Below are 20,806 nucleotides of genomic sequence, written 5' to 3'. Positions count from 1 at the left end.
CGCTTGCTTCATATGCTCCGCCGGCGCTTCAATTGACTAAAGCCAACACATTCCGCGTCTGCATTTCATATCAATACAGAGAAGGTATTGTCCTCATTTTTTTGAATTGCTATGATGGCGGACAATTCCTGCCCATTCGAATGAGATAAACACCTATATTGTCAAGATCCTTAATACGGGATCATTGGCGCTGCTAACTGGCAAGTCGTTACCCACTTTTGCGAAGCAATAATTTTGGGATGACGTATGCTCCGAGCCTTGTTCCTCGCCGCAGCGCCGGCTCTGCTCATCACCTCGCTCGTCGGGGAAGTTCAAGCAGCATCACCCCCGAAAATCGGATGCTTGAGCGGCTTCGTATACCGCGACGCCAAGAACGGTGATGGCGTCTGCGTCACGCCTGAAGAGAGAGCCGCCGCCAAAACACAAAACGCCCGCGCCAAAAGCCACACGACACCGTCGGGCGGCTGTAAATCGGGGTTTGTCTGGCGAGATGCCTGGAACGGCGACGGCGTTTGCGTCACCCCGGCAGAGCGCGCGACAGCCTGGGAGCAGAACAAAAAGGATGCGATGCGCAGCCAATACGCGGGCGTCGCCGTTCCCGTTCAACCGGCTCCCCCGCCCGCAAAACCTCGGCCGGCCAATGCTGTTTACCTCTGCAAAAGCGGCTTCGTTTGGCGCGACGCGAAGGACGGCGACGGCATCTGCGTGACGCCTGAGGAACGCTCAGCCGCCAAGCAGCAAAATGCTATCTCCGCAGGCCGGAGCACGCCGTCAGGCGGATGTAAATCAGGCTTCGTATGGCGCGACGCTTGGGACGGCGATGGCACTTGCGTGACGCCAGCGGAGCGTTCGGCCGCGAAACAGCAGAATGCCATGAGCGCCGGCCGGAGCAACGGCATCGCGGGCGCTGAACCACCACCGCCTCCGGTCGCCGAACCCCCACCTCAACCTTCCAAACAAACGGATGCCGATGGTGGCGGCGATGGGAATAAATCCAATTGCAAAGGCAGTTTTGTTTGGCGGGACCCGCAAAACAATGACTTCATTTGCGTGACGCGAACGGAGCGCGCGCTGACGAGCAAACAGAACGCGGAAGCCGCTCAACATACGACAGAATCCGGCGGATGCCGCCCCGGCTTTGTCTGGCGCGAATCTTGGGATGGCGACGTGACATGCGTCACGAGGAATGAACGAACGCTCGCGCTGGCGCAGAACGCATTGCAGGCGCTGCGCAGCAAAGGCGGTGACGGCGACGGAGACCAGTCTCATGCGCGCTCCAGATGCAAACCGGGATTTGTTCCCAGGAACGCCGGAAAATCAGATGTCATCTGTGTGACGCGCGGGGAACGAAAGATCGCGTGGCGGCAGAATGAAAACGGACCGAACAATGCGACCCCGTCAGGTGGATGCCGCCCGGGTTACGTCTGGCGTGATGCGTGGGATGGTGACGGTGTTTGTGTGACGCCAACCGAACGCTCGGAAGCGAAAGCGCAAAACGCTCGCAATGCGCAGAACATGGCGAATTGAACCTTCGCCTCACTTCTGAAGCACGCACTTTGCGGGAAAGAGTTCTGCGGACATCGTAGCGTCCGGCGCTTTGCTGCTTTTGTCGGCATACCGCACTTTGAAGACGACGAAAGCGTCCTCGCCGCTCGTATCCCCCGGATCGAGCGAAATGCCGAGCCTGATTTCAGCCACTGCACCGACGCCCTCAGGCGATGGCGCAAGTTCTTGCAGACACGCCGCATGCGCATCGAGATATTCGTCAGAGGGAGGCTTCGCGTCCGGACCAGCCTTCTTGTCGATGCATGACTCGAGATCGGCAAGAGCAGGAAGTAGGACACGAGCGTCGGCAATACCATCAATCGCCTCCCCGTGAATATCGGGCTCGATCGCGAGAGGCTTCTTTGTGGCAGGGATTGTAAAATTGCCGAGAACGCCGGTTACCGCGAGCGTACCCTGCGCCTCGCCCGAATATGCGAATGTGAGCGGAGCATCCCATTTTGAATTGAATACATCTGCGCGCCCACATTTGAGAGTCACGGTCGCCGCTTGCGCAACATTGGGCGCAATTAGTCCGCACACAGCCAATATAGAAATTGCAAAATCCGCGAATTGCCGGGTCGGTTTCATGGCACTCTCATCGGAATAATGATGGGAGGAGCATATATTCATATGGGATTTATGAAAGAGCCGACGAACGGAAATGTTCGGTATTTAGTGACAACGCCTTAGATAGACATCTGCCCACATGAAACCTCCCGCAACAGTGATTTACGGCTGCCGAAAAGGATTGCGGCTCGTCGGAGCAGGTTTGGCTGGCACATGCTTGACGAAGTTACGGCGCTCGCGCGGACATCTTGCTGTCGCCGTCGATTACCGTCGCCGCCCGGCGGAGGGGATGCTAAGACCCATCTGGAAACCGGCGAGAAATAGATATGATCCCTTGGAAGCCCGTAACGGACTATGTCGAACCTGACTGGCAATCGGTCGGGACCGACCTGCCTCCTATCTTGTTCTGGCGCCCGAAGAAAGGCGCGACGCTGGGGTACGTCCGGGATGGCGAGCTGTTCGATTCAAAATGGCTTTATGTCTGCGATGCGAACAAGATCAGCCACTTTACCGAAGTTATCGGCCCCGAGGATAGCGCCATCGGGGTGACGGCGGAGCGCGCAGCGTCAGCTTGATTGTCTATTAAAATTCCAACCTTCACCGCGCGTAGGTCGCCGCGAAATTAACGGTGTGATTTGGTTTGATCGCTTCGCGGGCTTTCTCCGCGGAACGATACCTTCCAACCCAAGTAGATCCTAGGCGGCGGCAATCAGCCAGGTCGGCCGGAAAGCACTGCTCTTCGCAAACGATTGATCTCCCGGTGCTTGTCGGACCCACCCAGCAAAGCTGCAAGGCAGGTTTCCGCTAGCGACATGGCTTCCGAAAGGCCGTGGAAAGCCCCAGCTCCCATATCCAGGGAGCTGGGGCTTTTTTGTGCAGGAACGAAAGCGTTCGGCCGATGTTTCTCAGCTCTCAACGAGGATGTTGAAAATGGCAAACTTCAAACACATTGCGATAGCCGGCTTGGCGGCACTTTCCATCGCGAGTTTTGCTGGTTCGACGGAAGCGGCAAGGTTCGGTGGAATGGGCCATGGAATGAGCATGGGCCACGGCATGGGACATGGCATGGGGCACGGACCTCATGGAATGGGCCACATGGCTTACCGCGGCGATTACGGTCGATACGGTCATCACCATCATCACGGCGGCGGATACTTCCCGTACTACGCCTTCGCCGCAGTGCCGTATTACGATGACTATTGGTACGGCGATGATGACTACTACGCATACAGTGATTGTTATTGGCGTCACGGACGTCGGTATTGCACCTGGGATTGATCCAGATGCAGCAACGTGAAAAAGGCCTTCGACATTCCGAAGGCCTTTTAAATATTTGGCTCGATGCCTCCCAGTTACTCCGGCTTTGACGGCGAACCGGGCGTCGCTGACCCGCTTGCATCTCCCGGAGACAAATTGATTTCCGGAGGCGGCTGCGCCTTTGTCGGAATGTCGGGCGACGTTGGCGAGACCTGGGAATTCTTTTCGCTGCCGGGCCCGGTCTTCCCCGGTTCCACTTCATGGGCACCCTTCACGCCAGATTGTGGTGGGTTTTCCGGAGCTTTATCAGCTGCTGGCTCTGCGATCGCTGGTCCGAATGCGATGCAGAGCACGGCAAGCGCACCCGCCGTTCTGAACTTGGCCATGCTGCCTCCTGTAACTGCCTGATAAGGCAACGTGTCCCGCCGCTAGCCCGTTCCTTGATTTAGCCCGCAATCTAATTCTGTGCGGAATTCCAGGTTCGCTCCCCACTGATGCCTGAATTGTCCGTTCATTCGCCCTGCGCCTTTGTTAAAAGCGCCTGGGGGAACCAGAGGCGGAACGCCCATCGATCCAGTGGGCACAGCTAACGATCGGGGTGGCGTCAGGTGGGATTTGCTTTGAGCAAGCGCGTCGGCCAGATGCCGATGCTGAAGCGCCTCGCGGCGCTTTTCTGTGTCGTGGCAACGCTCGCGATTGGGTCGGGCGCACAGCGGTCTGTTGAAGCCGCAGACGAGGCCGAAGCGGCACAGCGCCCTCCGCTCAGCATCCCGATCTTCTTCACCTCGCGAAATGACGACTGTTACGACAGCGGACAAGCAGCAGCGATCACGCGCCTCGCGCGCCGGGAGCAGCGGCGCATCAATCGCGAAGGCGGCATTGCCGGACGCCGCGTGCGCCTCATGTTCCTCGACGATCGTCGCGACAACGCCAAGCTCGTCGCCGACCTCTCGAACTCCGTCACCGACATGCAGACAGTCGCCATGATCGGCATGGCAAATTCCACCCGCGCGAAAGCCGGGTTCGACGCCGTCGGCAAGGCACTCAAAGAGAGCAACATCCCCTTCCTATCCCACATCTCCGTGGCGGGATTGATTGCCGACTATCCGAACGTATTCACGACACGCGCATCCGAAGACGAAGAGCGCATGCCGGTGATTGCGGAGCTGGTGAAGGAGATGCACTTCCAGAGATTGGGGATCGTTGGCCTGAAAGACTCGATTGTCGGCACCAATCTCGGCGACGCATTGAAGAAATTCGTCGGCCCCGACGCCGTCGTCAGCGAGAATTTCCTGAAGCTGACGGACGATAAGCTCGATCCAGCAGAGGTCGCAGCGACGATCGAATGGCTAAAGACCAAGGACATCGGACTGCTCTTTCTTACCATCGGCAACAACCGCACCAAGGACGTTCTCAAACAGTTCAAAAACGCGGGCTTTACGCCGCCGATCCTCGTAAACGGACGCATCGATAATCTCGTCTCGGATGGTGCAGATGCCTATCCGAACGACATTTATCAACTCGCGTGGGATGGCCTGCCCGACGTCTACAACGGCCGACTTCGTAAGATCATCGCCAATTCGACCAAACCGAAAGCTTGGATATTCGAAGGCCAGAAGAACGACGCGGCCCCAGGCTGGCAAGACGGATCCTGCAAGCCGAGAGACCCTGATATCCCACTGCAAGCCACTGATGCCGACAACATGCGCGCGCTGGAAGCGGGCACGCGCTACGCGGACATGGTGCGCCTGATCGCCGAAGCCACCCGCAGCGCAGACCTGACGACAAGCATTCCAGATTTGCGCGCAATGATCGTGCGCGAACTGCAATCCACGTACGCGGCCGGACGCGGCACATTCCAAGGCCGTTACAGCAATTGGTCGTTTCAGCCTGCCTCGCGCGCCGCATCGCGCACGCCGCTCATCGTGATGATCCCGCGCGGCTTGGCACGCGCTCAACTCGCGCCGGTGCAGTTTCTTCACCTCCGCAACAACACGATGCGCAAGATCGATACCCTTTATGCCGATATCGACCTCATTCGCGCCGAGCACATTGACGACAACGAGAAGACATTCCTGGCCGACTTCTATCTCTCGATGAACGACAGCAACGGCGCTTCGATCGATCAGATCGAATTTTCAAACGCCTACCTCGAACCCGGCTCCAACGATCGACAGATCACCGTCCGCACCATTCACGATGGAGGCAAGAGCGACGCTTTCCCTGATCACATGAAGATCTATCAGGTGACTGGAAAATTTCTGTTCGATCCGCAGCTCGCAGAATACCCATTCGACACGCAGCGCTTCTCGATCGACATTCAGCCAAAGCACGGCAAGGGATCGTTCATCGTTCAACCGCCGCCGCAACACCTGCGCGACCGCGTCGTCTCCGTCGATGGCTGGGAGCCGACGGATTTCTATGTCGGCTACGACGATGACTTCATCCGCACGGTCGACGCGCAGACATTAGAACCGAGCGTCGTACCGTTTTACAAAGCGAGCTTTGTATGGCTCATGAAGCGCGAAACGACCGACTATTTCCTGCGCGTCGTCGTACCGCTCGGCTTCATCGTCATCATCGCTTATCTGTCGATCTTCATTTCGAAAGATCATTTTGAAGCGATTGTCACAATCCAGGTCACAGCGTTGCTGTCCGCTGTTGCCCTCTATCTCGCGTTACCGAAGCTGGACGCGAACACCGAGACTCTATCCGACAGACTATTCCTGTTCAGTTACCTGGTCCTGAGCTTCATCATCGTCATCACCATCGCACGATCGAACCGCCTCATAGAACCGATCGGCTGGCTGCGGCGCAGCTTGGGTGTTTTGCACATAGTAGGGGTACCCGCGATGGCGGCGCTCACGGCCTATATCGTCTATGAGGCGAGTCTGGGCTAACCGCCTGCAAGCAGGGACGTTTTCCCGCTGGTGGCGAGTGACAATGCTTTCCCTATAAAGCGCGCTCATTGTGCGATAGCGTTGCCGTGGAAACGGCAATGCTTAATTCCGAAGTAAGTGCGGGTCATGCCGAGCTGGCGCCGGATGCCGATCATACGGAACGCCAGCGCTGCCTTGAGCCGTTTCGCCGCAACCCGCGCGGCAACGGAGAGCAACGGAATAGTGAGGTTCCGCCGTTCTAGATGGGGGCACCGCAACCCATTCTCCCTGACCGCGGTGTGGAGACTTCTGTTTAATGGCTGCACTCGTCAGAATCGCACTGCGGTTGCCTTACACGTTTATCGTGCTGGCTCTGCTGATCCTGATCGCCGGCGGCCTTGCGATAGTCCGAACACCCGTCGACATCTTCCCTGAGATCCGCATCCCGATCATCAGCACGATCTGGAAGTACAGCGGCCTCCCCGCAGATGAGTTCGCAGGTCGTATGATCACGCCCTACGAACGGTCGCTGACAACAACCGTCAACGACATCGAACACATCGAATCCGTGTCGTATGGCGGCGTCGGCATCGTGAAGATCTTCTTCCAGCCAACGGCCGATATCCGCACGGCGAATGCGCAGGTGACCGCGATCGCGCAAACGCTCATCCGGCAAATGCCGCCGGGCACGACCCCGCCGCTCATCCTCAACTACAACGCCTCGACCGTGCCCGTCATGCAGCTCGCGCTCGGCGGCGAAGGATTGACCGAACAAAATCTGTCCGACCTCGGCCTCAACATGATCCGGACGCGGCTTGTCACGGTTCCAGGCGCCGCGCTGCCATACCCATACGGTGGACGGACGCGACAAGTTCAGATCGATCTCGATACCGCAGCGCTCCATGCTCGCGGGCTGACCGCGCGAGACGTCTCCGAAGCCTTGGGCGATCAGAACCTGATCAATCCCGCCGGAACGCAAAAAATCGGCGCGACCGAATATACGATCCAGCTCAACAGCGCACCGTCAGACTTGAGCCATCTGGGCGATCTGCCCATCAAGGCCGTAGACGGCGGCATGGTCTACATCCGCGACGTCGCCCATGTGCGAGACGGCTTTCCGCCGCAAACCAATATCGTCCACGTCGATGGAACACGCTCGGTTCTTCAGCCCGTTCTGAAAGGCGGCGCAATTTCCACGCTCGATATTATTTCGGGCATCAAGAAAAAAATCGAGGAAATCAAACCCGGGCTACCGGACGCGCTCAAGATCAATATTCTCGGCGACCAATCCCGGTTCGTCTCGAACGCCGTCTCGAATGTCGTACACGAAGGCGTCCTCGCGGCCGCGCTGACAAGCGTGATGATCCTCCTGTTTCTCGGCAGCGTCCGGTCCACGCTCATCATCGCCGTCTCGATACCGCTCTCGGTCCTCGCGTCCATCGCCGCGCTTTCGGCTATGGGCGAGACGTTGAACATCATGACACTTGGCGGCCTCGCGCTCGCAGTCGGCATCCTCGTCGACGAAGCAACCGTCACGATTGAGAACATCAACTATCACTTGGATCAGGGGAAAGACGTCGAGACCGCAATTCTCGACGGCGCCGATCAGATCGCAACGCCCGCGTTCGTTTCGATGCTCTGCATCTGTATCGTCTTCGTTCCAATGTTCTTCCTGGAAGGCGTCGCGCGCTTTCTCTTTGTGCCGATGGCATTGGCCGTCATGTTCGCAATGGTCGCGTCCTTCATCCTGTCGCGTACACTCGTGCCGACGATGGCGAAATTCCTGCTGAAGCCGCACGATCCAAGCGCCCACGGGAAAGCGACACGCAATCCGTTCGTTCTATTTCAGCGCCGCTTCGAGCATAACTTTGAGGCGATGCGATCGGGCTATCGTTCACTTCTGGAACGTGCCCTCACTCACCGCGCAGTATTTCTCGCGGTTTCGCTATCTTTCATCGGCGCGTCATATCTGCTGCTGCCGCACCTGGGCCGAAACTTCTTCCCGCAAGTCGATTCCGGCCAAATCCTGATGCACGTACGAGCTGAAATCGGCACACGCGTTGAGGAAACGGCCCGCCACTTCGCCCAAGTCGAAAAAGCCATCCGCGAGATCATTCCGCCGGACGAACTGCACACGGTCGTCGACAACATCGGCATTCCGAACAGCGGCATCAATATGTCGTACAACAACACCGGCACGATCGGGCCGCAGGACGGCGACATCCAGATCGCACTGAATCCGGGTCACCAACCGACGCAAGATTACGTCAAGCAGTTGCGGGACGAATTGCCGAAGCGGTTTCCCGGAACGGCGTTCTCGTTCTTGCCCGCCGACATCACCAGCCAGATTCTGAACTTCGGCGCTCCGACCCCAATCGATCTGCAAATTCGCGGCAACAATCTCACAGCCAACTACGACTACGCTCAACAGCTCTTGCGCAAGATTCGCCTCGTGCCGGGCGTGGCCGACACCCGCATCCAGCAATCACGCGCCGCGCCGGTGATAAAAGTGAACGTCGATCGCTCACGCGCGCAATACGTCGGCGTGACCGAGCGGGACGTGACCGAAAGCATCGGCACAAGTCTCTCCGGCACCGGACAAGTGTCGCCTGCCTTCTGGCTCAACCCGAAGAACGGTGTCTCTTACCCGATCGTCGTCCAGACACCCGAATACCGGCTCGATACGCTCAATGCCTTGCAGAACTTACCGGTCAACGGCTCGACGTCGCCAGCACCTCAGCTTCTCGGCGGCGTCGCTGGCTTTGAGCGCGCCGCGACCAACGCGTCGATTTCTCACTATGACATCCAGCCGATGGTGCAGATCCTGACGACATTCGAAGGCCGCGACCTTGGCTCCGTAGCGGCCGACATCCAAAAGATCGTCGATGAGGCAAAACCCGACTTGCCGAAGGGCGCGACCGCTGTTCTGCTCGGCCAGGTCAGCACGATGAATAGCGCCTATTCCGGAATGGGCTACGGTCTCCTCGGCGCAATCGTGCTTATATACCTTCTGATTGTCGTAAACTTCCAATCGTGGACGGACCCTCTGGTCATCATCATGGCGCTTCCTGCGGCGCTCGCCGGTATCATCTGGCTGCTGTTCGTAACCGGAACGACGCTGTCCGTTCCGGCGCTCACTGGCGCGATCATGTGTATGGGCGTCGCGACGGCCAACAGCGTGCTCGTCGTCAGCTTTGCGCGCGAACGGTTGAACGAACACGGTCAACCGATCACCGCAGCTCTTGAAGCAGGATACGTCCGCATCCGCCCCGTTCTAATGACGGCGCTCGCCATGATCATCGGCATGACACCGATGGCGCTTGGCCTTGGCGAAGGTGGAGAGCAGAACGCTCCGCTCGGTCGCGCAGTCATCGGCGGCCTAATCTTCGCAACCGCTGCAACGCTCTTCATTGTGCCTGTTATTTTCAGCCTGATGCATCGCGCGAAGGCACCAGCCGCCGCTCGTAACGATGCTGTACCGGGAGATTTCCATGCCGCCTGAGGTACCTGCAGAACAGGAACCGCGGACACGCTCACGCTGGACATTGCCAGTCGCGACGATTCTGTTCATCGGCGTCGCGGCGTTCATCGCAATGACGGGTATTGAAAGCCGTCAGCAATCCGTCGCGCAATTGAAAACCAAAGCGGCGGAGCGCGCTGTCCCGACGGTATCGGTCTCTCTTCCCGTCGTCCGCCCGAGCGTCGGACACCTCGACCTGCCCGGACGTCTTGATGCGTATTCCCAAGCGGCGCTGTTTGCGCGCGTCAGCGGATACGTCGCCAGCCGGAAGGTGGATATCGGGAGCCGCGTCAAAGCCGGAGACGTGCTTGCCGAGATCGACGCGCCAGATCTGGACCAGCAGCTCTTCCAGGCGCAGTCAGAGTTGAACAACGCAAAGGCCGCAGCCGCGCTCGCGAACGTCACCAACAAGCGCTATCAGGCTTTGCTTCCAAACAGCTACGTCTCGCGGCAAGCCGCTGACGAAAAATCCGCCGATCTCGATGCGAAAAACGCACTGGTGAAATCGGCAGAAGCCAACGTCGATCGATTGAAGGCCCTCAGCGAATACAAACGCATCGTCGCCCCGTTCGATGGCATCGTGACGGTGCGCAACACCGACGTCGGCAACCTCATCAACACGGGCAGCTCCACCGGCACGGAAATGTTCGTCGTGTCCGACACGCACAAGCTCCGGCTCTACGTCAATGTTCCGCAGAACTATGTGCCGATGGTCACACCCGGAACGACGGCCGTATTGACCGTCCCGGAGCATCCGGAAAAAACATATGAGGCCAAGGTCGAAGTGTCCGCAGGCGCCGTTGATAGAGCCTCGGGAACGACACGCATGCAGCTCGTGGTCGACAACGCTGCCGAGGAGCTGATGCCCGGCGCTTACGGCAACGTGCGCTTGACCATCGGCAATCGGCGCGACGTCGTCGTCATTCCCGCAAGTGCCTTGATCTTCGACAAGGAAGGTTTGCGCGTCGCGACGGTCGGCACAGATCGCCTGATCCGCTTGAAGCCCATCGTCATCGGCAGAGATCTCGGAAGCACGCTCGAGATCGCCTCAGGCCTCGCCCCCGAAGACCGGATCGTTGACGGCGCGCCCGACGGTTTGCTCGACGGCGACCCGGTGAACGTGCAAGAGAAACCCAACCCGGCGAACGCGCCCTCGTCAGCAATTCAACCGCATAGCGGCGGCAAAGGCTAACGCCGCCTCAGAAATGGAAATGCATGAAGAACGAGAGAACGGGCTGGATATCCCGCCTTCGTCTCTGGCTCTCCGGCGCCAATCCTGAAACGGTAAAGACCGCGCGTGCCGCTGTTGCGCATCAAAAACCCGCCGTCGTCATCACTGGCGGCTCTCGCGGAATTGGCTTCGCGCTCGCCAAACGGTTCCTGCGGGCCGGGCACGAAACAGTCATCGCAGCGAGAAGCGCACCACAGCTCGACGAAGCAGCCGCCGAACTCAAGCGCGAGACCGGCAACGAACCGCACATTCTCTTGTGCGACGTGACTGAGCCGACAGCGTATGATCTCATAACGGCCGAGCTCGAAAAGCGTGGGTTGTATCTCGACGTCCTCGTCAACAACGCAGGCGTTGGCCTCGCAGGCCCGTTTCTCTCACGCAGCCAAACCGAACTCTCAGCCGTCGTCGCAACGAACATCGAAAGCGTAACGCGGCTGACGCGATCGGCACTTCCCGCAATGGTCGCTCGCCGCAGCGGCGGCATCATCAGCGTAGCTTCACTCGGCGCGTATACACCCGGGCCCAACCAAGCGGCGTACTACGCCAGCAAGTCCTATGTCTTGTCGTTGACGGAAGCGATCGCCAGCGAAGTGGCGGGAACCGGCGTGCGCGTCTGCGTTCTGATACCGGGCTCCGTGAACACCGGCTTCCACCGCGACATGGGCGCGGATCGATCTCTCTACCGCATGATCATCCCAGCGATGAGCGCCGACCGCGTCGCCGGAAGTGCCTATCGTGGCTTCCGCTGGGGCCAACGCGTTATCGTGCCGGGCCTCTTCAACATCGTCGCCCTGATCGCCCTGAAAGTCGTGCCGCACATCATAACGGTGCCGATCGTTTACGCGCTTCTGAAGCGCAACCTCCCTCCGCGTTAAGCATCCTTCGACTTCTCGTTTGCATTATCGCAACCAATTTACCCTTAACTGGAGAAGAACTCCGGATTGAGGTTTCGCGTATCTGGAGGCCTAACTCGCGGCCACGCTCGAACGGGCTCTCTGGGGCTCGATATTGCGATGCGTGGCCGCGCTGTTTTTCAGCCCACCTAGCTCTACCCAAAACCCAGTTTTCCGGCCCTAGCAGCCCCCTGAGACCGCTGGAGACCGACCGCATCCGGCGGTCCGAAAGCCGCGCACCAAGATACGGGGTGGCCGCCCGCCTTCGTGGACTTTCCCCACCCTCATTGGTATGCAGGCTTTAACGAAGATCGAGACCTCATCCCCCGCACATTGAGACGGAATTGCCCGCCGTGACACAGCCCGTGATTGCCGCGACCGGCCTTTATGTTCCGCCTCTCAGCATCAGCAACGAAGAACTCGTTTCGTCATTCAACACATATGTCGAAACGTTCAACGCCAAGAACGCCGACGCGATCGCCTCAGGCTCCGTCGCAGCCCTGCAACCATCATCCGCTGAGTTCATCACGAAAGCATCCGGCATCCGCTCGCGGCATGTGATCGACAAGACGGGCATTCTCGATCCCGAACTCATGCGGCCAAACCTGCCGGAACGACCGAACGAGGAAATTTCCATCCTCGCGGAAATCGCCGTCGCAGCCGCCAACGATGCGTTCTCCAGATGGAACGGCCAGCCAGCTGAAATAGACGCAGTGATCTGCGCTGCCTCCAACATGCAGCGGCCTTACCCCGCGATGGCCGTCGAGATCCAAAACGCGCTCGGCATCGGCGGCTTTGCTTTCGACATGAACGTCGCCTGTTCGTCCGCAACATTCGGCATCAAAACAGCCGCCGATTTCGTATCCGCAGGCGCTAAGGCCGTGCTCGTCGTCAATCCTGAAATCTGCTCAGGCCATCTGAACTTTACCGATCGAGACAGCCACTTCATTTTCGGCGACGTCGCCACCGCTGTGATCGTCAGCGCGGCCACCGAAGACGCATCCGGCTGGACCATTCTCGGCACGCGCCTGAAGACGCAATTCTCCAACAACATTCGAAACAACTTCGGCTTCCTCAATCGCGCTGCCCCCGAAGGAATCGGCGCGCGCGATAAATTATTTGTGCAGGAAGGTCGCAAGGTTTTTCGCGAAGTCGTACCGATGGTGAGCGATCTTATTATCGACCACGCACGCGACATTGGCATCGAACCCGCAACGCTGAAGCGCCTCTGGCTTCATCAAGCCAATATAAACATGAACGAAATGATTGGACGAAAAGTGCTCGGCCGCGAGCCAAAACCGGAAGAAAACGTCATCATTCTCGATGAGTTTGCAAATACGAGTTCAGCAGGTTCGATCATCGCCTTTCACAAGGCGAACGCGGACCTGACGGCCGGTGACGTCGGACTTATCTGCAGCTTCGGCGCAGGCTACTCCGCAGGCACCGTCTTCGTTCAGAAACGCTGACGCGCCACCCACCAAATCTCATCAAATGTTCAGCCGCAACGGGATGACGTTGTCTTCGTCTTTGTGAAGCAGCTTGCGAACCGCATCCAACAGCACGCGCGGTTGAAACGGCTTGCGCACCAGTTCCGAGTCCCGGAACTTCTCCGGCAAATTCTCACGGCCGTATCCGCTAACGAAAGCAAACGGCACCCCGCGCTGTCTCAGCGCGTCTGCCAGGGAATCGACGGGATCACCAGCGAGATTTGCATCGAGCAATGCCGCATCAATGGTGGTTCCCGAGATAAGATCGAGCGCCTTCTCCACCGTCGCCGCCGGACCAATGACGTCACAGCCTTCATCCATGAGATTGCCGATGATATCCATCGCAATCAGCGGCTCATCATCCACGACCAGGATTCGTTTCCCGGTCAGGGGTCCAGCTCCTGAAGGCTTCGGCACCGTCATCCTCGAACTCTCCGCAACCTTCGCACCGTGCTTGGCATACGAGCCGCCCGTAGACTCTTCCTCTGGCAATGGCAAGGTGATCTCGCAGACGACACCGTCTCTTTTATAGTGCACGACGGCATTTCCATCATGCGGATCCAGGCTGCACTTGATCAGCGTCGTTCCAAAGCCCCGCTCGGCGGGAGCCGTTACGGGCGGACCGCCTAACTCCTGCCATTGCAACTGCAGGCGACGTCCATCGTCAGAACGTATGACCCAGTGAATTTCGATCTTGCCGTCGTTGTTCGAAAGCGCACCATGCTTAAGCGCGTTTGTAACCAGCTCATGCAGCACCAAAGCAAGATGCAGCGCCACTTGAGAATTCAGCACCAAAGCCGGACCCGAATAGGATATCCTGTCCTCACCCGCGCCGCTGAATTGAAGCTGATCCCGGATGATCGATGAAAGCTCCGCGCCCTGCCACGTCGAGTCCGTCAAAAGACTATGCATGCGAGCCAGCGCTTGCAGTCGACCACCAAAACTCACCGCAAAGTCCGTCATGGACTTCGCACTATGCGCGGTCTGGTTCGCAATCGACTGAACCGTCGCAAGCGTATTTTTAACGCGATGATTGAGTTCGCTGATCAAAAGCTGCTGCAGCTTGTCGAACCGAATTCGATCCGAAATATCACGTCCGACTTTTGAAGCACCGATCACGTGGCCGGTCGTCATGTCACGCATTGGCGAGATGGTGACCGAGACGTCGATCCGCCGACCATCCTTGCCGACGCGAACAGTTTCGAAATGATCGATATGTTCGCCCGCACGCAGACGCGCCAACAGCGCGTCCTCCTCCGAATGCAATTCCGGAGGGACGATGCGCGTGATGTGCTGGCCGATCATTTCGTCTTCGGTGTACCCAAAAATTCGCGTCGCGCCCATGTTCCAGGACGTGATGTAACCATCCAGCGTCTTACTGACGATAGCGTCGTCCGACGAGGCGACGATGGCCGCCAGGCGCGCCGCTTGAATCTGGTCTTCGTGACGCTTTACGACCTCGGTCATGAGGGTCATGGCACCGTAAAGCTCGCCGTGGCTATCGAACAGCGGCGTCGAATGCGCAACGAAACGCGCGCGCGACCCGTCCGGCCGTTCGACAATTGCGTCAGCCCCAGTTACCGGCCGCCGCTCTCGAAGCGCGACCACCGTGGGGCATTGGCCGCTCAGGAATTCGACGCCATCAAGATCGAACAGACGAAACGCATCGCCGCAAGCCGTACCCGGAGCAGGTTCGCGCCCAGCCAGTGCCACTGCCGCCTGATTGAAAAACGTGATCTTGCCGGCTGCGTCCGTGATGAAAACGGCGACCGGGAGACCACTGAGGATCTGGCGATAATTATGTTCGCTTTCGGAGGCGGCTGACCCACTCGGGGCGGAGCCGCGATCAGGTCCAGCGGCTATCCGATCCGAAATATCCTGCGCCGTACAGAGCCCGCCAATCATCGCGCCGTCCGGATCCAGAATTGGACGGGTATGAACTTCAAGGAGAATTCGCTGTCCGCCTGGCCTTTGCAGAGTGAGTTCGCGACGGGGGGACGCGCAGCCCGTCCGCAGAACATCGATCATCAGCGCCCGAGACGGATCGATTAAAGCTCCGTTGTCGGAAAGCCACGTGTTCAATTCGCTGACCGGCCGATCCAGAAGCGGGCCAAACAACGCCACGCTTTGCCGGTTCTCGGCGGCAACAACGCCGGCCAGATCGCAGGTAAAAAGCGCAAACGGGAGCGCCTCGCCCAACCCTTGCCCGCTACCCAGTTGAAGTAAGGCCGTGGTTTTATTCTTATCGACGGGCTGAGGCACGTCTACCTTTCGCTCTGCGCAACAGAGATCCCCTAACTTGACCGTGAGGAACGCCGGCATCGGCCGTAAGTTCCCTGGCACTCCAGATGCTCGCCCTTCGCGTTGCGTCCAAGCCCTATATCAGCCTGATCCCACAATTTTCCAACTGGTGCAGCGCACCAGATCCACGGTCCGGCCCGGCTTTATACCGAAAGGCCTAGACCCTCCCGCTGAGTGGATATGGCCCGCACAACCGGGGCACCCTTGGCTCAAGAACGAGGTGAAGATTCGGAGGCCCGATGATGACAGCCGTCACGCTCGCGACCCTCAAGGAGCCGGAGCGGCCATTGCCAAGCATGGAGGCAACTGCCGTGAAGCCCTTGGTTGTTGTAATCGAGGATGATTACCGTTCGTCACTCGCGCTCACGATGCTCATAGACGATTGGGGATACGCCTGTATTTCGGCCCGCACGTCCCGGGAGGCCGTGCAAACGCTCGGTCAGCGCCTGGAACACATCGCGGCCATCGTCACCGACGTTGAGATCGAAGGCGAGATGCGTGGCATCAAGGATGCGCTGGCGATTGCCGCCGCGGTCGGCCGCCCCGTGCCGACGATCGTTACCACCGGACATGGAGATTTCGCGTCTGTCGCGGGGCCCTTTCCCGTGATCCGCAAACCATTCGATCCAGACATTTTGCACGATTGGCTTGTCTACAAGCTCGGCTCGTCGAGCGTCTGATCGGCCCCGACGTTCAAGCCAAAAGAAAACCGCGTTCAGCACTTCGTCGCAAGCTCGGTGCGATTTCGCGCACCGAAGTAGGAAAAGAGCGCCGCCAAGTGAATCTTGACGGTTCCTTCCGCGATATCGAGTTCGCGCGCGATCTCCTTGTTTGAGAGCCCGCGTCGCACACACTCCAGTACATCACGCTGCCTTGGCGAGATTGGTTTGACGTTTCCGTTCAACCCTTTCGCCTCGGGGCGATCGAGATTAGGAGCTGACGGTCCGCCGAGCGGCCCTGCAGAAACGGTCATGAAGCGCGGCACATAGATCCGCCCGTCCATAATGTCTTCAAGCGCGCCGACGATCTCCTCGTCCGGCAACGACTTTGGGATGTATCCGCTAAGACCAGTCGCAACGGTCCTCAGCACGTCGTTGCGTTCCTCCGATCCGGAAACAATCGCAACACGCAATCCCGCATAGGTCTCTCTCACGACGTTGAGACTTTCCGGCCCAGAGACGCCTGGCATCGAAAGGTCGAACAACGCCAGCTCGATACCACTCGTATCCGACAGCCGGTCGAGAGCAGCATCGAACGTTGCCGCCTCGATAACCGTGCTGAAGCCCAGCCGATCCTTCAGCAGAAAGCCAAGGCCAGTCCGGTAGAGGCTGTGATCATCGGCGACAAGAACGGTTGCGCGACGAACGTCTGCAATGGGTTGGGCTTTCATCATGTGCGGATCTCCGCGTGCTTGTCCGCGATGCTAGGCCGTGGAGGTAGATGCCCGCCACGCATGGCCGAGGTGAGCGTTGCAACTATGAGTTCCGGGTCGGCTGGCTTGGTAAGCCACGCCGTCCCCGATTTCGCGAGAGCCGCCAACGTGCCAAAATCCGTCCCTCCCGAGAGGATAACGGCAGGGATCGGCCCACCCTGTTTTTCTGACATCCGATGAATGAACTCAAGCCCGGTTTCGCGATCCCTGAGATCGAAATCAAGAATGGCGGCGTCGACCTTCAGGCCGTCGTTCAAGGCCAATTCGGCGTCCGCCGCCCGCTCAAAGCCGTGCGCCACATTTCCCCGGTCCCGCAAATCGCGGCATAGCGCGGAAACGATCAATGGATCATCATCGAGAACCATGATCGAAAGATCCTGCACGTCGGCTCCATTGGTCGCGCGCACCGGCCCCGTCGGCAAGTGTTCAACAACGCCCGCCGACGGCAGCACGATGGAAAAGCGAGAGCCGCGATGCTGGCGCGAGTTGACGACAATCCGCATGCCCAGAAGATCTGCGTAACGCCGCGCGATCGATAACCCGAGACCAAGACCATCGTTTGCGCCATGAGCCCGCTGATCCGTCCGCGCGAACTCTTCGAAGATCTTGTCGTAGCGCTCCGGCGAAAGTCCCGGCCCCGTGTCATACACGTCGACCATCCGTTGCCCGCCGCGCCACCGGGCCGCCAGAATGACCCCGCCTTGCTTCGTGAACTTCAAAGCGTTGGACACCAGGTTGCGGATAATCGTCTCGAGCAGCGCCGGATCGGTCTCGATCACCCAATCTTTTCCGACACTCAAGAACCGCAAGCCATTCTGCTCGGCTTCAACGCGCGATCCGGCTGAGATACGTTCGATGATCTGCCCTATCGATACCGGCACAAGTGTCGGCTCAATCAAACGCGCATCGAGACGCGACACGTTGAGGAGCGCGTCAAACATTCCCTTCAGCCCCCGCAATCCTTCTTCCATCTGCGCCACCAGCGTTGTTGCTTCCTCCCCGCTTACGCGTCGCGAAAGTGCGCGCGCAAACAACGTGAGCGCATGCAGCGGCTGACGCAGATCATGACTTGCAGCAGCGAGAAACCGCGACTTGGCTTCCGTCGCGCGTTCTGCATCGGCCTTGGCACGCTCGAGGCCGATATTCTGCTCCGCGAGTCGCTGCGTACGTTCCCGCACCTGACTTTCAAGTGACTGGTTCGCAGCCGCAAGCGACGCACGTTGCGCATCCAGCTCCTTCACCATCGACCTGAGAGACTGAGATAGAATTCGTGCTTCGTCGTAACCGTCGACCTGCGGAAAATCGCTTCTTTTGCCGCGTCGCAGTCCCTCGGCAGCCTCGGCAAGTTGCAGCAGAGGAAGCGCTAAGCGGTTCGCAAGTTCCCACGCGAGGATTGCCGCGATGATGGCAAACACGGCACCCGAGATCAGAATGTTCGTTTGCAGGCTTCGGACCGGCGCATACGCAAGATCGCGATCTTCTCGCACCAGCATGATCCAATGCAGACCGGGATACGAGCGATACCCATCGCTCTTTGAAAATCCGGTAACGTAAGGACGCCCGTCTGGCCACGTTTCAACGCCAAAATCCGCGCTGCCTGCACGCGCCGAGCGGATGCTCGGCAGATCGAGTGTCTTGCCAGTCAGTTCATCGGGACCAAACAGAACTTGCCGCGCGGACGTGAGCACGATCACATCCGCTGGAATCATATCCTTCATGCTGCCAAGCAGCGTGTCCTTCACTTCTTCCGCCCAGTCCGCGCTGAGCGTTGCGCCAAGAACGCCAATCGTCTTTTCGTCGTCCACCACCGGCACGGCCAGATCGATGAAGTTCGTGGCTTCGTGGCCTTTACCCGGCGCTTGAGGAGAATGAGGATCGTAAACCTTGACTTCGCCGACGAATGGACCCGCCGCGCCCTCCTTGAACCAAGGCTGATCCTTCGCACTTTGCCCTTCGAGCAGACCGCCTGTTGCACTCACGATCTTTCCGGACGGATCGGCAAATCCCACCCATGAATAATCACTGTACGCAGCTTGAAAACGTTCAAGTGACAAGCGAAGCGACGCTGGCGCTTCGATCTTCGACGGAATCTTCGCCAACTCAGTCATGTCATCGAGAGACTGAAGCCGTTCGAACATCGCACGGTCGAGCTTGTCCTGCATTTCATCAGCAAGCAGCGCGAGCGATTGCCCGATCTGCTGTTCCAGACTGCGAACAGCATCGCGCCCGATCACATAAGAGACCGCGATCGTAAGCAGCAGCGAGACCATCGAAATGGCCGCTGCAATCAGAACTCTCAACGATACGCGTCGCATTGCGCCTGCCCGCATAACTCTGACGAGTCGGAACCTGTAGTCCAAAAACGGCAACCGTGAAGCAGGCTTGAACAATCTAAACCCTCGCGCCCGCGGCCAAAGCATGGGGCCCGCTACGCACTGAACTGCAATAGGCCATCTGGTCTAACGAACGGCGATCGCATTAGGCCGCCGGTCCGAATGGCCTGAAGCTCCGTGTCAGCGCATGACTTCGACATCGTTACTAGTCATGCAAAACTCAGATTCGGGAGATTGCCGATGTTGAGTACGGAAAACCTAGCCAGCACGCCAACGAGCGACACCGCTACGATCCATTCCAAATTCGCCACGGCAATCGCCAAGCTTGCCACCTACATCGAATATCATTCTCACCAAAGCGGCCAGCGCAACGTACCTGGAGCAAACGATGTGGCAGAGATCCGGCGATCTGACGCGGAAATCGCCCAGCACCTCGACGTCTCACTGGTCGCGCTTGAACATGCCTTCGCCGACCTCGTAAGCCAAGGCGTCATCAAGCTTCGCGATGCTTACAAAATCGAAATATTGGACAGCGGACGCCTTTACGCGCTCGCACGCAATAAGGCGTAATCCGGCTTAAACATGCGCTCCGCGGCACGTCCGGTCGAGCGCGCACCAAGGGGCCCGTATCCCCCCATGCGGGCCCCTTTTTCGGGGCACGGACTGCGGATTAGCCGAGACCTTCGGCTTTCAAAACCGCACTAACGGTTGGCCGGCTTCGCATCTTGTCCCGGAAGGCATTGAGGACATCCGGCACCTTGATCCCGAATTTACCAGCCCACAACAACATTACGAAGAGATAGGCGTCGGCGGCGCTCGCATTTTCACCGAAGAGATAATCGCCTTTGAATTGCGACGCGACGTACTCGAATTTCTTTTCAAGCGCCTTGATAGCTTGCGCTTTGTCCTCGCTCGATGTGTTCGAGCCGAATAGTGGCTTGAAGCCACCGTGAAGCTCGCTCGAAATGTACGACAACATTTCGATGAGCCGATATCGGCCGAGATTTCCAGGAACCGCCAACGGCGAATAATTGTCAGCGATCATTGTCAAGATCGCAACATTCTCAGTCAGAATAGAACCGTCGTCGAACTGCAGCGCGGGAACATAACCCTTCGGATTGACGTTGCGAAAATCGCGGCCATCCTTCGTCGTGTGAGTTTTGAGATCGACCTTCTCCAGTTCAAACTTCAAACCGGCTTCACTGAGCGCGATGTGGTCCGCAAGGCTGCAGGCTCCGGGGGAATAATAGAGGATCATCTTTGGGGGTCCCGCCTCATTTACAAAATTGACCCCGCTTAATGCGGGGACTTCAACGGCGCGAACAACATCGGATAAATTTGCCCGCAATTTGGGCACAACA

The 20,806-nt window shown here is 58.5% G+C and carries 17 protein-coding genes; 11 read left to right on the top strand and 6 right to left on the bottom strand.

What is annotated here, in order from left to right; genetic code table 11:
* Positions 1-246 precede the first annotated feature (246 nt).
* Positions 247-1,527: a hypothetical protein gene (locus DLM45_RS08730; protein WP_181336753.1), complete on the top strand. Its 1,281-nt coding sequence runs from the start codon at positions 247-249 to the stop codon at positions 1,525-1,527.
* Positions 1,528-1,536: 9 nt separating this feature from the next.
* Here DLM45_RS08730 and DLM45_RS08725 read toward each other — a convergent pair whose 3' ends face one another.
* Positions 1,537-2,043: a hypothetical protein gene (locus DLM45_RS08725; protein WP_181336752.1), complete on the bottom strand. Its 507-nt coding sequence runs from the start codon at positions 2,041-2,043 to the stop codon at positions 1,537-1,539.
* A 395-nt stretch (positions 2,044-2,438) separates the two neighbouring features.
* Between DLM45_RS08725 and DLM45_RS08720 the strand changes: the two genes are divergently transcribed.
* Positions 2,439-2,687, top strand: a complete 249-nt coding sequence (locus tag DLM45_RS08720) for a hypothetical protein (protein ID WP_181336751.1) — start codon at positions 2,439-2,441, stop codon at positions 2,685-2,687.
* Positions 2,688-3,042: 355 nt separating this feature from the next.
* Positions 3,043-3,390 carry a hypothetical protein gene (locus DLM45_RS08715; RefSeq protein ID WP_246317244.1) on the top strand — a complete coding sequence of 116 codons (348 nt, stop codon included), beginning with the start codon at positions 3,043-3,045 and terminating at the stop codon, positions 3,388-3,390.
* A 74-nt stretch (positions 3,391-3,464) separates the two neighbouring features.
* Here DLM45_RS08715 and DLM45_RS08710 read toward each other — a convergent pair whose 3' ends face one another.
* Positions 3,465-3,755 carry a hypothetical protein gene (locus DLM45_RS08710; RefSeq protein WP_181336749.1) on the bottom strand — a complete coding sequence of 97 codons (291 nt, stop codon included), beginning with the start codon at positions 3,753-3,755 and terminating at the stop codon, positions 3,465-3,467.
* Between the two features lie 234 nt (positions 3,756-3,989).
* On the opposite strand from DLM45_RS08710, the gene DLM45_RS08705 reads away from it, so the two are divergent.
* From DLM45_RS08705 to DLM45_RS08680, 6 genes are all read left to right on the top strand, one after another.
* A complete protein-coding gene (locus tag DLM45_RS08705; RefSeq protein WP_246317243.1) occupies positions 3,990-6,269 on the top strand; it encodes an ABC transporter substrate-binding protein in 2,280 nt (759 codons plus the stop codon).
* 98 nt (positions 6,270-6,367) lie between these two features.
* Positions 6,368-6,511: a hypothetical protein gene (locus DLM45_RS08700; RefSeq protein ID WP_181336748.1), complete on the top strand. Its 144-nt coding sequence runs from the start codon at positions 6,368-6,370 to the stop codon at positions 6,509-6,511.
* A 53-nt stretch (positions 6,512-6,564) separates the two neighbouring features.
* Positions 6,565-9,750 (top strand): efflux RND transporter permease subunit, encoded by a 3,186-nt coding sequence (locus DLM45_RS08695; RefSeq protein ID WP_181336747.1) that lies wholly within the window; start codon positions 6,565-6,567, stop codon positions 9,748-9,750.
* Entirely contained in the window at positions 9,740-10,960 is a 1,221-nt protein-coding gene (locus tag DLM45_RS08690; RefSeq protein WP_181336746.1) for an efflux RND transporter periplasmic adaptor subunit, read from the top strand. The genes DLM45_RS08695 and DLM45_RS08690 overlap by 11 nt, the downstream gene beginning before the upstream one ends.
* Before the next feature lie 23 nt (positions 10,961-10,983).
* Positions 10,984-11,874 carry an SDR family NAD(P)-dependent oxidoreductase gene (locus tag DLM45_RS08685; RefSeq protein WP_181336745.1) on the top strand — a complete coding sequence of 297 codons (891 nt, stop codon included), beginning with the start codon at positions 10,984-10,986 and terminating at the stop codon, positions 11,872-11,874.
* Positions 11,875-12,245: 371 nt separating this feature from the next.
* Positions 12,246-13,358: a beta-ketoacyl-ACP synthase III gene (locus DLM45_RS08680; RefSeq protein ID WP_181336744.1), complete on the top strand. Its 1,113-nt coding sequence runs from the start codon at positions 12,246-12,248 to the stop codon at positions 13,356-13,358.
* Between the two features lie 21 nt (positions 13,359-13,379).
* On the opposite strand, the gene DLM45_RS08675 is transcribed toward DLM45_RS08680, so the two are convergent.
* Entirely contained in the window at positions 13,380-15,641 is a 2,262-nt protein-coding gene (locus DLM45_RS08675; protein WP_343062270.1) for a PAS domain S-box protein, read from the bottom strand.
* Positions 15,642-15,922: 281 nt separating this feature from the next.
* Between DLM45_RS08675 and DLM45_RS08670 the strand changes: the two genes are divergently transcribed.
* Positions 15,923-16,360, top strand: coding sequence for a response regulator (locus DLM45_RS08670; RefSeq protein ID WP_246317242.1), 438 nt, complete (start codon positions 15,923-15,925; stop codon positions 16,358-16,360).
* Between the two features lie 35 nt (positions 16,361-16,395).
* Here the strand turns inward: DLM45_RS08670 and DLM45_RS08665 are convergent, their stop codons facing one another.
* Entirely contained in the window at positions 16,396-17,073 is a 678-nt protein-coding gene (locus DLM45_RS08665; RefSeq protein WP_246317241.1) for a LuxR C-terminal-related transcriptional regulator, read from the bottom strand.
* Positions 17,070-19,427, bottom strand: a complete 2,358-nt coding sequence (locus DLM45_RS08660; protein WP_181336743.1) for a hybrid sensor histidine kinase/response regulator — start codon at positions 19,425-19,427, stop codon at positions 17,070-17,072. Before DLM45_RS08660 ends, DLM45_RS08665 begins: the two co-directional genes overlap by 4 nt.
* A gap of 258 nt (positions 19,428-19,685) precedes the next feature.
* On the opposite strand from DLM45_RS08660, the gene DLM45_RS08655 reads away from it, so the two are divergent.
* On the top strand, positions 19,686-20,015 hold the full coding sequence (locus tag DLM45_RS08655) for a helix-turn-helix domain-containing protein (protein WP_181336742.1): 330 nt from the start codon (positions 19,686-19,688) through the stop codon (positions 20,013-20,015).
* Between the two features lie 100 nt (positions 20,016-20,115).
* On the opposite strand, the gene DLM45_RS08650 is transcribed toward DLM45_RS08655, so the two are convergent.
* Positions 20,116-20,703 carry a glutathione S-transferase N-terminal domain-containing protein gene (locus DLM45_RS08650; protein ID WP_181336741.1) on the bottom strand — a complete coding sequence of 196 codons (588 nt, stop codon included), beginning with the start codon at positions 20,701-20,703 and terminating at the stop codon, positions 20,116-20,118.
* Between the last annotated feature and the right edge of the window lie 103 nt (positions 20,704-20,806).

Origin of the sequence: Hyphomicrobium methylovorum (assembly GCF_013626205.1) — a bacterium.
Lineage (GTDB): Bacteria > Pseudomonadota > Alphaproteobacteria > Rhizobiales > Hyphomicrobiaceae > Hyphomicrobium_B > Hyphomicrobium_B methylovorum.
Note: the sequence above shows the minus strand (reverse complement) of the source record. Positions and strands in the feature narration are given on the sequence as shown.